At 55.5% G+C, this 13743-nt stretch carries 13 protein-coding genes and 1 pseudogene; 5 read left to right on the forward strand and 9 right to left on the reverse strand.

Features of this window, described 5'->3' with window-relative positions; all coding sequences use genetic code 11:
• Positions 1 to 354: 354 nt before the first annotated feature.
• The 3 genes from malM to malK all read right to left on the reverse strand — a co-directional run bounded on the left by malM (position 355) and on the right by malK (position 3823).
• Positions 355 to 1275, reverse strand: a complete 921-nt coding sequence (malM, locus tag C1N59_RS10275) for a maltose operon protein MalM (protein WP_394549411.1) — start codon at positions 1273 to 1275, stop codon at positions 355 to 357.
• A 96-nt stretch (positions 1276 to 1371) separates the two neighbouring features.
• A complete protein-coding gene (locus C1N59_RS10280) occupies positions 1372 to 2673 on the reverse strand; it encodes a maltoporin (RefSeq protein WP_039340341.1) in 1302 nt (433 codons plus the stop codon).
• A gap of 16 nt (positions 2674 to 2689) precedes the next feature.
• The gene (gene malK / locus C1N59_RS10285; protein ID WP_039340343.1) at positions 2690 to 3823 is read right to left on the reverse strand and encodes a maltose/maltodextrin ABC transporter ATP-binding protein MalK; all 1134 of its coding nucleotides are present in this window, start codon (positions 3821 to 3823) and stop codon (positions 2690 to 2692) included.
• 365 nt (positions 3824 to 4188) lie between these two features.
• Here malK and malE point away from each other — a divergent pair, with 365 nt between their 5' ends.
• The 3 genes from malE to malG are packed head-to-tail and all read left to right on the forward strand — an operon-like array spanning position 4189 to position 7870.
• Positions 4189 to 5373, forward strand: a complete 1185-nt coding sequence (gene malE / locus C1N59_RS10290) for a maltose/maltodextrin ABC transporter substrate-binding protein MalE (RefSeq protein ID WP_394549413.1) — start codon at positions 4189 to 4191, stop codon at positions 5371 to 5373.
• 58 nt (positions 5374 to 5431) lie between these two features.
• A complete protein-coding gene (gene malF, locus C1N59_RS10295; protein WP_394549415.1) occupies positions 5432 to 6970 on the forward strand; it encodes a maltose ABC transporter permease MalF in 1539 nt (512 codons plus the stop codon).
• 9 nt (positions 6971 to 6979) lie between these two features.
• Positions 6980 to 7870 carry a maltose ABC transporter permease MalG gene (malG, locus tag C1N59_RS10300; RefSeq protein WP_394549416.1) on the forward strand — a complete coding sequence of 297 codons (891 nt, stop codon included), beginning with the start codon at positions 6980 to 6982 and terminating at the stop codon, positions 7868 to 7870.
• 55 nt (positions 7871 to 7925) lie between these two features.
• Here the strand turns inward: malG and C1N59_RS10305 are convergent, their stop codons facing one another.
• From C1N59_RS10305 to C1N59_RS10325, 5 genes and pseudogenes are all read right to left on the reverse strand, one after another.
• Positions 7926 to 8489 (reverse strand): RNA polymerase sigma factor, encoded by a 564-nt coding sequence (locus tag C1N59_RS10305; RefSeq protein ID WP_277284232.1) that lies wholly within the window; start codon positions 8487 to 8489, stop codon positions 7926 to 7928.
• Between the two features lie 5 nt (positions 8490 to 8494).
• Positions 8495 to 8914 (reverse strand): hypothetical protein, encoded by a 420-nt coding sequence (locus C1N59_RS10310; protein ID WP_394549418.1) that lies wholly within the window; start codon positions 8912 to 8914, stop codon positions 8495 to 8497.
• A 211-nt stretch (positions 8915 to 9125) separates the two neighbouring features.
• Positions 9126 to 9569, reverse strand: coding sequence for a hypothetical protein (locus tag C1N59_RS10315; RefSeq protein WP_394549419.1), 444 nt, complete (start codon positions 9567 to 9569; stop codon positions 9126 to 9128).
• A 104-nt stretch (positions 9570 to 9673) separates the two neighbouring features.
• Positions 9674 to 9721 (reverse strand): annotated as a pseudogene (locus C1N59_RS10320) (hypothetical protein); the annotation flags it as partial.
• Between the two features lie 5 nt (positions 9722 to 9726).
• Positions 9727 to 10707, reverse strand: coding sequence for an alkaline phosphatase (locus C1N59_RS10325; protein ID WP_394549420.1), 981 nt, complete (start codon positions 10705 to 10707; stop codon positions 9727 to 9729).
• 583 nt (positions 10708 to 11290) lie between these two features.
• Between C1N59_RS10325 and C1N59_RS10330 the strand changes: the two genes are divergently transcribed.
• Both C1N59_RS10330 and C1N59_RS10335 read left to right on the forward strand, forming a co-directional pair.
• Positions 11291 to 11602: a YdgH/BhsA/McbA family protein gene (locus C1N59_RS10330; RefSeq protein WP_033741649.1), complete on the forward strand. Its 312-nt coding sequence runs from the start codon at positions 11291 to 11293 to the stop codon at positions 11600 to 11602.
• 284 nt (positions 11603 to 11886) lie between these two features.
• Entirely contained in the window at positions 11887 to 12987 is a 1101-nt protein-coding gene (locus C1N59_RS10335; protein ID WP_394549421.1) for an NADH:flavin oxidoreductase/NADH oxidase, read from the forward strand.
• 27 nt (positions 12988 to 13014) lie between these two features.
• Here the strand turns inward: C1N59_RS10335 and C1N59_RS10340 are convergent, their stop codons facing one another.
• On the reverse strand, positions 13015 to 13650 hold the full coding sequence (locus C1N59_RS10340; protein WP_394549423.1) for an aspartate/glutamate racemase family protein: 636 nt from the start codon (positions 13648 to 13650) through the stop codon (positions 13015 to 13017).
• Between the last annotated feature and the right edge of the window lie 93 nt (positions 13651 to 13743).

A 13743-nucleotide genomic window follows, 5' to 3' on the forward strand; every position in this document is an offset into this window, starting at 1 on the left:
TTGCTTTAAACAGGGGGCTTCCCAAAGTCAAAAACAACGTTGAATATAAAAGTTGCCCGAAATGCTCTGTGACACACGGACGGCAGCATATTTACTTTCAGACGCCTAATCACTTTGGAACCACACCCGCGCGTGAAACGATAAATAATCCTCAAGGTCTTCAAAGTTATTGTGAAAGTTGCAGGCCCGCCTCAGAAAAAGACAACCCATCGAGAGTATTTCAGCATGGCTTAACATGTCATCATTTCGAATAGTCGTTCAATTTTCCGGCCGACATTCGTATTTACTTCTCTGACTGACAAAAAAAGGTGCGCCTCAGCGCACCAGGTGGAGCAAATCAGCACTGCGGAGTGATTACTCCTTGCCTTTAACACTGCTGATAAATGTTTTTCGTGCGGAAGGTGAACCGAGCCGCTCTGCTTCGTCGAGCAGTTTAAGCGCTTTATCAATATTGCCCTGGGCCACTGCCTGCCTGATGCTCTGGTTAAAGTAGCTTTCGGTATCGGTGACAAGGGGCTGAGATTTTGTGTCAGGCGCAGCAGTGGGTTGCGCGGCCTGCACGGCAGGTTGTGTTTGTCCGACCGTCACGGGCGTTGAACGGGAAGCGCCAAACAACGGCCCGACCAGTATTGAGGAGGCGGAACTGGTGCTGACGTTGATTTTTAGCCTGCCCGAGAGGCTATGGCATGCAACGGGATCGGGAATATCCGGCACCGCGTGGCCGGTTCCCCTGGCATAGGCTTTTGCCGGATCCAACAGCGTGGTGGTTTGTGTCAGATCCTTTTCTGTGGTGAACACTAACAGATAGATTTTCTGCTGCCCCGGCACGGGCGTCAGTTTCATTACGCCTTCAAGCCGGTCAGCGGCCATTACGCCGGGTTGCTGATAGGTAAACCAGCGGCTCGGAAACCAGGCGGCCGGACGGAGATGTTCATCCAGGACAAGCACATTAGGGGCAAAGACCTGGTTATTCTGCACCTCACTGCTCAGGGTAATGGTCAGCTCTCCCAGCGTCGCAGGCAGGCTGTAAGCCGCGACCGGGCCCGTCATCCCCGGGACATTCCATCGTGAATGGCTGCCATCAAGCACTGTCACCTGAGCGCGTGAAGTATCCAGCGGCTGCCAGGTCAGGCTTTGCAGACTGGTTTGTGAAAAGTGTGGTGCGGCAGAGACATCCTGCGGCATCAGATTGATTTCGGCGCGGACAGTAGCGCTGTGCCCTGCCAGCAGCATTGCGCTCAGGCTCAGCGCTAATCCGACTTTATGCATTTTCATTGTGAACCTCGCAGAACCGGCAGCGGCACCGCCAGGCAATAGCAGCCGCTACCAGAAAAAAAGAATGCGGTGAGAGAACGTTAACCGGGGATCGCCTTACCACCAGATTTCCATCTGGGCGCCAAAGGTCCACTCGTCATTGTTGCCACGACTGTTGGTGAACAAGCCGTTGCCACTGCTGTCACGTGCGGCCAGCGTGGTGAGATCGCCCGCCGCATCTTTGCTGTAGCCCCACTTCTCATCCCATTTGGCATAGGTCGCAAACAGACGCAGCGCCGGGCGCGACCAGATGCTGTCACCTGCCTGCCATTGCTGGGCAAGCGTGATTTTGTACTGGCCATTGCGCTCGCCGACCTCCTGAGACTTCACGTTGTCATAGCCCACTTCCAGCAGGGTGCTCATGATCGGTGTCCACTTGTACATTGGCCGCACGCCCACGGTGTACCACTCGTTGCCCCGGTTGTTATCGAGGTCGGTGTTCTGGTACATCGCGACGTACATCATGTCCCAGCGCTCTGCCAGCGAGATCGCGCCGTGATCCAGGATCCGGTACAGCCGGCCGTTGTTATTGATATTGCTGCCCTGCGCTAACCCTTTGCCCTGTGACGTCAGCGCGTCCGTGGCGTACTGGAGCACAAACTTGTTGTAGCCCTTCAGCATGCTCTGGGTATGTTCTGCGGTGAACAGCCAGCCATCTTTTGAGGCGCCCTCGTCCAGGCGATAACCGTCACGGGCATTGGCACGACCATAGTCCACGCCCAGCTCAAGCACGCCATTAGGGTTGGTTTCCAGTCCGGCCAGCCGTACGTCAAAGACATCGTCAGCTGTGCTGGTGGCGTAATTGCGGATTCGATCGCTGGAGAAGGTATACGAACCGCCCGCTTCTGAAGAACGGGTTGCCGCAAAAGAAAGCTTTCCAAATCCCAGATCGACATCTTCCAGGCCCGCCCCCGGTCCCGAAATATCCCAGTAGTAGAAGTCGATCATGTGTACATCGTGGCGTTGATAAAAACGCTTACCGGCCCAGATCGTAGAACCCGGCAGCGCATCAATCAGGTTCTTGCCTTTGACATTGGCCTCACGAAACGCCGGTGAGGTGGATTCCCAGTCATTTTGCTGAGAAACCGAGTACGCCACGTTGGTGTCAAAATAGAAGCTCTTATCGCCCTCTTTCCACACTTCCTGACCCAGCTTCAGTTCCGCGTAGGTTTCGCATTCGTTGCCGAGGCGGTATTTACTTTGTGCACCGGTTGCCTGAAAGCATTGCTGCTCGCCGCCGCTACCGGTCCAGCCGATGCCGGAGCGCGCATAACCGGAAAAATCCACCGCCATAAGCGGCGCAGACAGCGTGCCTGTCGCCACGGCCACGGCGAGGGAAAGCTTGCGCAGAGTTAACATTTTCGATCTCCTGAGGTTATTGCTTTTTGTATTTGGCGGGCTCAACACCGGGTTCCTGATGCAGCCTGCGGCACGCGCTTCCGTCCTCGCGGAACAGGTGACAACGCTCGGGCGGCAAGCCAATACCCATCGTGGTGCCCTCTTTTACCAACACCACGTCCTCCTGGCGGTACACCAGGTTTTGACGGATGGCGGGGATTTGGATGTGGATCTGCGTTTCATGTCCCAGTTGCTCGACAACCTGGACTTCACCTTCCAGCGTAACGTCGGCGATCTCGCTGGATAGAAGGTGTTCGGGACGGATGCCCAGAGACATGTTGCTGCCGACCTGCACACCGGTGCTGTCGACCGGCAGCCATACAAATTGGTTATTGGGCAGGCGCACCTGTACCTGCTCAATGGCGGTCGCCGTGACCTTGACGGGCAGAAAGTTCATTTTGGGCGAGCCGATAAACCCTGCGACAAAGCGGTTGGCCGGATAGTGATACAGCTCCAGCGGTCGGCCAACCTGTGCGACGCGTCCGGCGTCCAGCACGACGATCTTGTCGGCCAGCGTCATCGCTTCGATTTGATCGTGGGTGACATAAATCATCGTGCGTCCGAGGCGCTTATGCAGACGGGCGATCTCGATGCGCATCTGCACCCGCAGCGCGGCATCCAGATTAGAGAGCGGTTCATCCAGCAAAAAGACGCGCGGCTCTGCCACCAGAGTGCGGCCAATGGCCACACGTTGACGTTGCCCGCCGGAGAGCGCTTTGGGGCGGCGGTCAAGCAGATGTGCCAGTTGCAGCACTTCGGCGACCTGCGTCACGCGCTGTTCAATGTCCGCTTTCTTCACGCCCGCAAGCTTCAGTCCGAAAGACATGTTTTCAGCGACAGAGAGATGGGGATAAAGCGCATAGGACTGAAACACCATCCCGATCCCGCGTTCAGCGGGTGGGACATCATTCATTCGCCGATCGCCGATCAACAATTCTCCGCTGGTGATGGTTTCTAGCCCGGCGATCATGCGTAACAGTGTGGATTTGCCGCATCCCGACGGCCCGACAAAGACCACGAACTCCCCTTCAGCCATCTCCAGGTTAATGTTCTTCGACACCACCGTGTCGCCCCAGGCTTTGGTGACATTGCGTAATACGACGCTTGCCATAGTGCTTTCCTCTCACTCACGAATGCGGCCTGCACGGCAGCGGAAAATTCTGGCGTTTACTATGCGCAGAGCCTCACCCCGTCACATCCTCCGCAAACGCGCTTTTGCTGGGGGAGGAGCCGGGAGGAGGAGAACATGGCGAGGCGGACGAACTGCGTGCCGCCGCGCCGTTTTTTGTGATGGATAACGCAGTCTGGTGGGGGCCATTGTGTGAGCTGTACCGTGATAACGCGCTTATTTTGCTACGGCGATCACGGCCCGGCTGGCGCAGGCGTAGACCGCAGGAGGATGAGAAGCCCGACAGAACACCCACAATGTGGCGCAGGTAACAGATGTGTTTCCGCTAACAGGATGGAGTGTTAAAGATGAAAACCGGCGCAAAGATTTTGGCTCTGTCAGCCCTTGCGGCTGTGCTGTTCTCGGCCTCAGCCATGGCAAAAATTGAAGAAGGCAAACTGGTCATCTGGATCAACGGTGACAAAGGCTATAACGGCCTGGCCGAGGTGGGGAAAAAGTTTGAGCAGGAAACCGGTATCCACGTCACCGTCGAACATCCGGATAAGATGGAAGAAAAATTCCCCCAGGTTGCCGCAACGGGTGATGGCCCGGATATTATTTTCTGGGCGCACGATCGCTTTGGCGGCTATGCCCAGTCGGGTTTATTAGCCGAAGTCACGCCGGACGCGACCTTTCAGCAAACGATCTTCCCCTTCACCTGGGATGCGGTTCGCTACAATGGCAAATTGATCGGCTATCCGGTCTCGGTGGAATCACTGTCGCTGATTTATAACAAAGATCTGTTGCCAACGCCGCCGAAAACATGGGAAGAGATGGCCGCGCTGGATAAGCAACTGCGCGCAAAAGGCAAAAGCGCCATCATGTTTAATCTGCAGGAACCCTATTTCACCTGGCCTCTGCTGGCCGCCGGTGGCGCTTATGCCTATCAAGGAAACGCGGGCCGTTACGATGTCAACAACACGGGCGTCGACAGTGCCGGGGCGAAAGCCGGTTTGCAGTTTCTGGTCGATCAGGTCAAGGCAAAGGTCCTGAATGCGGATACCGACTATTCCATTGCCGAAGCCGCCTTTAATAAAGGCCAGACGGCCATGACGATTAACGGCCCCTGGGCCTGGAGCAATATTGATAAAAGCGGTATTCACTACGGCGTTGCGGCATTGCCGACGTTAAACGGTAAACCGTCTAAACCTTTCGTTGGCGTGCTGAGCGCCGGCATCAATGCGGCCAGCCCTAATAAAGAGCTGGCAAAAGAATTTCTGGAAAACTACCTGCTGACGGATGCGGGTCTGGAAACCGTCAACAAAGACAAACCCTTGGGCGCGGTGGCGCTGAAGTCTTTTCAGCAAAAACTGGAAAAAGACACCCGTATCGCCGCTACCATGAACAATGCGCAAAACGGCGAGATTATGCCCAATATTCCGCAGATGGCGGCCTTCTGGTACGCCATGCGCACCGCCACGCTTAACGCCCTCAGCGGTCGGCAAACCGTCGATGCCGCGCTGAAGGATGCGCAGTCACGTCTGAATAAATAAACCTTATAAAGCGGGCCGGTAAAACGGGTCCGCCTCTTGCCGTTGAGGAAATCGGGTCATGTCAGAAAAACCGCAAGCGGGACGGCATCGTTCGTTGTTGAAAGGTCTGGTGTTGGGCATGTGCTGCCTGCTGGTCGGCTACCTGTTAGTGCTGATGTACGCCCAGGGGGAATACCTGTTCGCCCTGCTCACGCTGGTGATCAGCGGACTGGGGATCGGGATTTACAGCCAGCGCCGGGCTTACGCCTGGCGCTATGTTTATCCGGGACTGGCCGGAATGACACTGTTTGTGTTGTTTCCCCTGGTCTGCACAGTGGGCATTGCTTTCACCAACTACAGCAGCACCCATCAGCTGAGTCAGGAACGGGCGGAGCAGGTCTTACTCAGCCGACACTATCAGGACGGCGCAGGTCTGAATTTTTCGCTGTTTGCGATAAACGATCGCTGGCAGCTGGTCCTGACGAACAGCGCAGATAATCAGTCCTGGGTTTCCTCGCCCTTTTCCTTTGCGGCGGTCGGAAACCTGAAGATGGTCAGTGGGCCGATTCCAGAAGGAACGCGCGCGTCGCTCCGTGTCATTACGACGCATCGCCAGGCCCTGGGGAAGATCCGCGCTGAAATGCCGGATGGTCGTGAACTGGTGATGAGTTCGCTGCGTCAGTTTTCCGGCACACGTCCGCTGTATCAGGTGGTGGATGGTGACACGCTGAAAAATCAGCAAAGCGGCCTTCGCTATCGGGCAAACCCGGAAACGGGGTTCTACCAGGCGATCACTGCGCAGGGGCAATGGGGAAATGAACAGTTAAGTCCCGGCTTCACCGTAAGCGCGGGCTGGAAAAACTTTGTGCGGGTGTTTACCGATGAGGGGATTCAAAAGCCCTTCCTGGCGATTTTCGGCTGGACGATGATCTTTTCCTTACTGACGGTGGTGTTGACGGTCGCTGTCGGCATGGTGCTGGCCTGTCTGGTGCAATGGGAGGCGCTGAAAGGCAAAGCGATTTATCGCGTCCTGCTGATTCTGCCGTATGCCGTGCCCGCGTTTATCTCCATCCTGATTTTCAAAGGGCTGTTTAATCAGAGCTTCGGCGAAATCAATGTGCTGCTCAGTACGCTGTTTGGGATCAAACCGGCATGGTTTAGCGATCCCACGCTGGCCCGCACGATGTTGATCATTGTGAATACCTGGCTGGGTTACCCCTACATGATGATCCTGTGCATGGGGCTGCTGAAAGCGATCCCAGAGGATTTGTATGAAGCCTCTGCGATGGACGGTGCGGGCCCGCTGCAAAATTTCTTTTTAATTACGGTGCCGCTGCTGCTGAAGCCGTTAACGCCGCTGATGATTGCCAGTTTTGCCTTTAACTTTAATAACTTTGTACTGGTTCAGTTGCTGACCAATGGCGCACCTGACCGACTCGGCACGACCACACCGGCCGGTTACACCGACCTGCTGGTGAACTACACATGGCGCATCGCGTTTGAAGGCGGCGGCGGGCAGGATTTTGGTCTGGCGGCCGCGATTGCGACGCTGATTTTCCTGTTGGTTGGCGCTCTGGCGGTGCTGAATCTGAAAGCTGCCCGAATGAAATTTGATTAAGGAGACGTTATGGCTATGGTTCAACCCAAATCGCAACGGTTGCGTCTGCTTCTGACGCATCTGCTGCTGCTGACGTTTATCGCGGCAATCGTCTTTCCGCTGCTGATGGTCGTGGCCATCTCGCTGCGCGCCGGTAACTTTGCCACCGGCAGCCTGATCCCCGATCAGATCTCCTGGGAGCACTGGCGGCTGGCGCTGGGGTTCAGCGTCCAGCACGCCGACGGTTCCGTTACGCCGCCGCCCTTTCCGGTGCTGTTGTGGCTCTGGAACTCCGTGAAAATTGCCGCGATCAGCGCACTGGGCATTGTGGCGCTGTCGACCACCTGCGCCTATGCCTTTGCCCGTATGCGCTTTAAAGGCCGCGCCAGCCTGTTGAAAGGCATGCTGATTTTTCAGATGTTCCCGGCGGTACTGTCCCTTGTGGCGCTCTATGCCCTGTTTGATCGCATTGGACAATACGTGCCGTTTATCGGCCTGAATACTCACAGCGGTGTGATTTTCGCCTATCTGGGCGGTATTGCGCTGCATGTCTGGACAATTAAGGGCTATTTCGAAACGATTGACCGCTCGCTGGAGGAGGCCGCTGCCCTTGACGGTGCCACGCCGTGGCAGGCATTTCGTCTGGTGCTGCTGCCGCTGTCCGTGCCCATTTTAGCCGTCGTGTTTATTCTGGCTTTTATTGCCGCCGTGACGGAAGTGCCGGTAGCGTCTTTACTGCTGCGCGACGTGAACAGCTATACGCTGGCCGTCGGGATGCAGCAGTACCTCAATCCGCAAAATTATCTGTGGGGGGATTTTGCTGCCGCTGCCGTGCTCTCTGCCATTCCGATTACCCTGGTGTTTTTGCTTGCGCAACGCTGGCTGGTTAATGGCCTGACCGCCGGTGGCGTTAAAGGCTGACAGCTTCATCATTTGCCACTGCTGTGTTCGTGTTGGCGGCCACTGGCCGCCTTTTTTAGTTGTCGTCTGTCAGATCGTCATAAACGGCACGCAGGCGCATACGCAGATACAGCACGGCTTTGTGCTTGCGCGACAACAGAGTCTGAACGCTTACGCCGGTAGCGTGAGACAGTGCTTTGTAACTTATGCCCTGCAGCTCTGTTTTATCGAACACCTCAAACTGCGCTGGCGGCAGTTCAGACAGTGCCGCTTCCAGGGCTTCCCAAAGCAGCCCCCTGAGATAATCGTCTTCGGGCGTTTGCGGCGTGCCAAACAGGGTTTCCGCCAGTTCGACGTCTACCGCCTCCTCCTCATCATCATCCTGCACGTAAGGAAAAAGCGGCAGTTCTCGTTTCTTACGCGCCCGGTCGGTCATTTCATTACGCGCCGCCCGAAACAACCACGCCGAGATATTCTCTACAGGTTGTTCCACCCCGATCAACTGACAGGTCACTTCCTGCAAAATATCCTCAGCCTCATCGCGAACGGCGATGCGACCCCGGATAAAAGCGTGGAGTTTTGTTTTGCAGCGTTCAAGCGCTTTTACCAGTGATGCGGCTTGTAATGCGCTGGCCTTCATCGTCATTACTCTGACCGGGTGTCAGAATGAGTGTCCGCAGACGGTGGCTGCTCTTCCCGGCATCTGTCCCGACGATGGTGAGCACGATGGCCAAACCCTTCACGCCGTTGCTTCATAAATTCATCCCGTTCTTCCGGTGTCATCTGCATCCAGCGCTCATGCATGCGCCGCCGCGCCTTGCCAAACATCCCCGGTCTGATGCCCAGGCCGCCAAACAGAATCCGGCACAGCAGCAGCAGTCCGGCGGCCTGCCAGAAACCAATTGTTTTAACGCCTGTGATGGCAGGCAGTATGGCATTCCATAGTGTCATGACCAGCAGACACAGCACGACAATTAACACGCCCCCGACAATGAACGCCTTTGGCAGGCGGTGCCTGCCCATGCCGCGAGAAGGGTGAAACGGGTGATTATCGACATTTCTCATAGTTGTATGACCTCAGCAGTGATGAACATGATGAGGTAGACGAATGAGCCCGCAAAATATTGCTGGCTCGTTAAAAAAAATTTGTTGAGTGTGGAAGGTGGCGGTCCGGTCTGGCATAAAACCGCGCTGCCGATCAGCACAGGCCGACCGGCAACGGGCAAGAGGTAAAAACCACGGGACCGAAAATCCCGCTCATGGTGACAACGTCACATCATGATTTACTTACGTGGTCGGGCATCACTTTTTCGACCGCCCTGCCTTCAAGCACCGCCTTCACAACGGTAAAAACGTCGGTGTTATCAATATAGTCGCCCTGGTTGTAGCCCACATGCTTAGCATAGCCCGCATCGTTGCCACGCACGCGCTCCGCAAAGGCATCGGCCCCAACGCCTTTTGCCCACAGCGGCACAAGCGCGTTGGAATGGTTGCCGGTTGGACGGAATGAGATGCCGGGCATCATGCCTTTCCCTTTATTAATGACGGCCTGGAAAGGGATGTTCTGCGCATCGGGTCCCATTGGCATGCCGTTGTCGTGATCGGTCGTCACGATCAATAGCGTCTCGTTCCAGTTACTGTTTTTCTCTACCCATTCAATCACGGAGGCCACAGCGTTGTTGAAGTCTGCACTTTCTTCAATCAGGCGACCATATTCCACGCCGACGCAGTTGGGGTTGTAGGAATTCCCCAGTCGCCTTTTTCGCTACAGGCATTGCTGGTATGCGCGGACCAGTCAGTCGCACCGCCTTCGACCATCATAAAAAAGCCGTCGGGGTTTTTACTCAGGTGCTGAATGGCTCCCCGGGTCATCGTATTCAGGGTCGGTACCGTGGCAATAAACGCATCCCCGGACGGATTCGCCGCATCTTTGCCAACAATGGCGGCCTGACGGCCCTGCTGCAACGTGCCGTTGGGGGCAACGTTCGGCGATCCCAGTAACGGGCCGCTATGCACCAGCGCGCCACTGGCGAGGCGGGCGAACGCCTCAGTACTGCGCACCACTTTCCACGGCTGACCACCCGCAGGGGCCAGCTTGCCAGCATTGAGCAATGTCCAGTCAGCTTCAGACAGGTAACGGTGCGCATCTTCTCCGCACCCCACGGTGGTTTCGTTTGAAGCCAGATGCTGACAGTCGGTGCCGTTGGCGTTTCCAGTTTCCCTGACGTCAGCATTTGTTTCGCAATCGCGTGATAATCGTTACGCGACGCGTTTTGTGCGCCAAAGGCGGCGGGCGTGGCGTGGGAGAACGGCACGCTGGTGACGACGCCTGTCGCTTTGCCCATGGCTTTCGCCGTTAGTGTGACAAAATCAACCGGTTGTCCGTTGTTATCGACGTTGATGGCGTTGTTATAGGTTTTAATTCCTGACGCCAGCGCTGTGCCGGCGGCGGCGCTGTCCGTAGGATTCACCGCCAGATAGTCGTAACCCCTGAACGGCAGATCCTTGTTATCTGTTCGGGTTGTATCCCAGGCTTTCTGCGGATCGTAATTAACCAGAGAGGCATTATTGTGCGTGGCTTTTTTTGAGGCATTCAGGGGATAGGTTGTCATGGCATATTTTGCCGGAAACGCGGCATACGGCGTACTTTCACGGCTGCCATACTGCCAGTAGGCTGTTGCATCCCAGGTGCCCCAGCCTGCCCCGTCATTAATCATGATAATCACATTTTTGGCTTTCACTTCTGCCGCCAGCACGGCGGAGCTGGCGGTCATACCGCCCATTGCCAGCATAAGCAGACTGAGTTTACCCAGAGAAAACGCGGCAGCGGTACGGTAAAGACGTGGTTTGCGTGACATAAAACTCTCCCTATTATTGCGGCAAGCCCCTGACAGACAAGCCAGGTTTCAACCCATGTCAAACAATGTCTGTTTGTAACATTGATGGCTGCGCAGTATTACGGCGACGTGTGACAGTTTTATGAAGAAAATCCCCCTCCTGCTTCCCCCTGTCTGGCCATCGCTTTCAGCGTAACGGATAAAAAGCTTTTATATCAATGTATTGAGGCATCACTTTAAAAAACCTGCTGCAGAAAGCGTGCTGTGTAAAGCTCTGTAAGTGAGCACACGGATGACCCAACGTTAATGCCAGGGCGTGCCGACTTTGTTTGTTAATTTGACGTTGGGATTTTGTGTCTTAATTTCACAACCTGTAAGCAGACACAAAAATCCTGCCAAATTTCAGCTCAAGTGTGGCGGAAGCTTTCATAAGCCTCTGATTAGCAAGAAAAGCCAAATTCATTTACTTGAAAAGGTATTTGATAACTTCTGCCGACAGTATTTAACACGGCAATAAAACGTAAGCACATCGCAAACCCGTAACGATCACTGTCGCGTCGTTTGCCCGTGATAGCGATACATTCCGATATTCAGGAGCATTAAAATGAAAGCACTTGTTCAGGATCTTTTGTCTATCTTCTCTCCTCAGACAGTCAGCCCTGTGTTTATCCGTAGCGGCTTATCTCAGGAAGAAAAAAATGCCATCACCCCGATGGGCGTAACGACGGTGACCTGGGCGACCTCAATGCAGGAAGTGACTGATGCGCTGCTGCGCAAAGCCACTGAGGCCGGTGCTGTGGGTTACCACATTACCCAGGTTGATTCTCACAAACCCGGTAATGACCAGCAGCATATTCTGGAAGCGACCGCGACCCTGTATGCGCTGGATGAGAAGGCATTGCAGAGAGCACACTAGTGACATCTCCATCTTCGCAACGCATTTTTAGCCCTTCCGAACCCTGCTGATTATCCGGATGATAACAGCAGGGTTTTTTGATCCTTTTCCTGCTGCCAACGCCGGCATAGTCTGCATTTTTAAACATTTCACCGCTGTCTCATCGTGCGGTGTAAATCAGAAACTTAACTGTATGATGTAACTAATATCAGTTAAGGGATAAATTGTTTTGCCGCCTGTCGCCCCTGTTTTGCATTCAGCCACTATAGTTTTTCAACGTATTGATTCTCAGACATGAGGTTTTTATGAGCACGCTGTTTTCCACTTTTTCACTCGGTGAATTAACGCTCGATAACAGAATTGTTATTGCGCCAATGTGTCAGTATTCCGCTGAAGAGGGTTGCGCAACCGCCTGGCATCGTATCCATCTGGGGCAGCTCGCCTTTTCAGGGGCTGGACTGTTAATCATTGAAGCGACCGCGGTAGAAGATATTGGTCGTATCACCTACGGCGACCTGGGGTTATGGAATGATGACACCGAAGCCGCACTGGCGGCGGTATTAGCTGACATCCGTCGCTATTCCGATATGCCGATTGGTATTCAGTTGGGTCATGCCGGGCGCAAAGCATCCTGCGACGTGCCGTGGGAAGGCGGCGAACACATCTCGCCTCAGAACGGTGGCTGGCAAACCGTGGCCCCTTCCGCCCTGCCGTTCAGTGAAGGCGATCATCCGCCCAGCGCAATGGACGCCAGCGCGCTGGCGCGTGTCAAAGAGGCGTTTGTCGCTACGGCAAAGCGGGCCGTTCGTCTTGGCCTTAAACTCATTGAGGTGCATGCCGCGCACGGCTATCTGCTGCACCAGTTTCTGTCGCCGCTTTCCAATACCCGCGATGATGAATACGGCGGCTCACTGGAGAACCGAATGCGTTATCCGCTTGAGGTCTTTAAAGCAGTACGTGAGGCCGTCCCGGCCGCCATTCCAGTGGGCGTGCGTATTTCTGCCAGCGACTGGGTTGGAGGCGGCTGGGATGTAAGCCAGTCCATTGCCTTTTCGCAACAGCTGGAAGCGCTGAACTGCGCCTATATCCACGTTTCCAGTGGGGGCCTGTCAGAACAGCAGCAGATCAGCGTTGGCCCGAACTATCAGGTCCCTTTCGCGCGGGATATTCGTCAGCAAATCGGTATCCCGGTGATTGCGGTAGGCTTAATTACCGAGCCGCAGCAAGCCGAAGATATTTTGCAGCAGGGGGAAGCGGATCTGGTCGCGCTGGCACGCGGTATGCTCTATAACCCACGCTGGCCATGGCACGCCGCTGCCGCATTCGATGCAACGGTGAAAGCGCCGCCGCAGTATTTGCGTTCTGAACCTCACGGCGCAAAAGGAACACTGACGCCGGACGAGTAAACCGTTATGGCCGCACGGCGTGCGGCCTTACTGATAGTGTTGAAGACAACGCTGTAGCGCCAGATGCGGGCCGGTCAGGGGCTGACGTGTTGATGCGAAATGCGCCGCCGCCGGTGCCATTGACGTCTGCGCCAGCACAACCTGCTCTGCGCCCTGCTGCCAGGCCGCTTCAACCGCTTCTGTTACACAGGCAAGATAGCCGGTCTGATCCCCCGCTTTAAACTTCTGCCACGCCCCCGGAATCAGAACGACCTCTGCCCGCCCGTTGGCACCGTGAAACAGTGCCCGCGTGGCGCCCAGCGTGGATTCAGCCGCACAAAGCACGACCGTTTGCCTGGGATTTTCGCGGACCGCCTCTGCCAGCATGCTGTCTGTGCGCCAGACCACGCACGGCGAAGATGCGTTTGTAAAGCTTTCAGCCACCGGTCCGAGCGTGGAACAGGTCATCAGAATGGCGTCAAAATGGGGTTGCAGACTCGCCAGCAACGCGCCGATCCGTGCATGAAGTTCCGGCGTCAGTCCGCCACTGGCTTCGGCCTCCGCCAGCAGCTGCGGCATCACCAGATGACTCAGTTGCAGATCTCCCGACGGCAACTGGCTCGCTGCATCGTCAAAGATGGGAATATTGCTGGCCGCAGTATGTAAACAGGCAATGGCGATCATGTGTGGGCTCGGCGTAAAAACGGGTTTTCATCATGCCATGGGCGACGCCAGATTCAAACGTCTCATCTGTAAGAGAGAGCCGCACGCCATAAA

The sequence above is a fragment of the Pantoea sp. SGAir0183 genome, assembly GCF_043545505.1.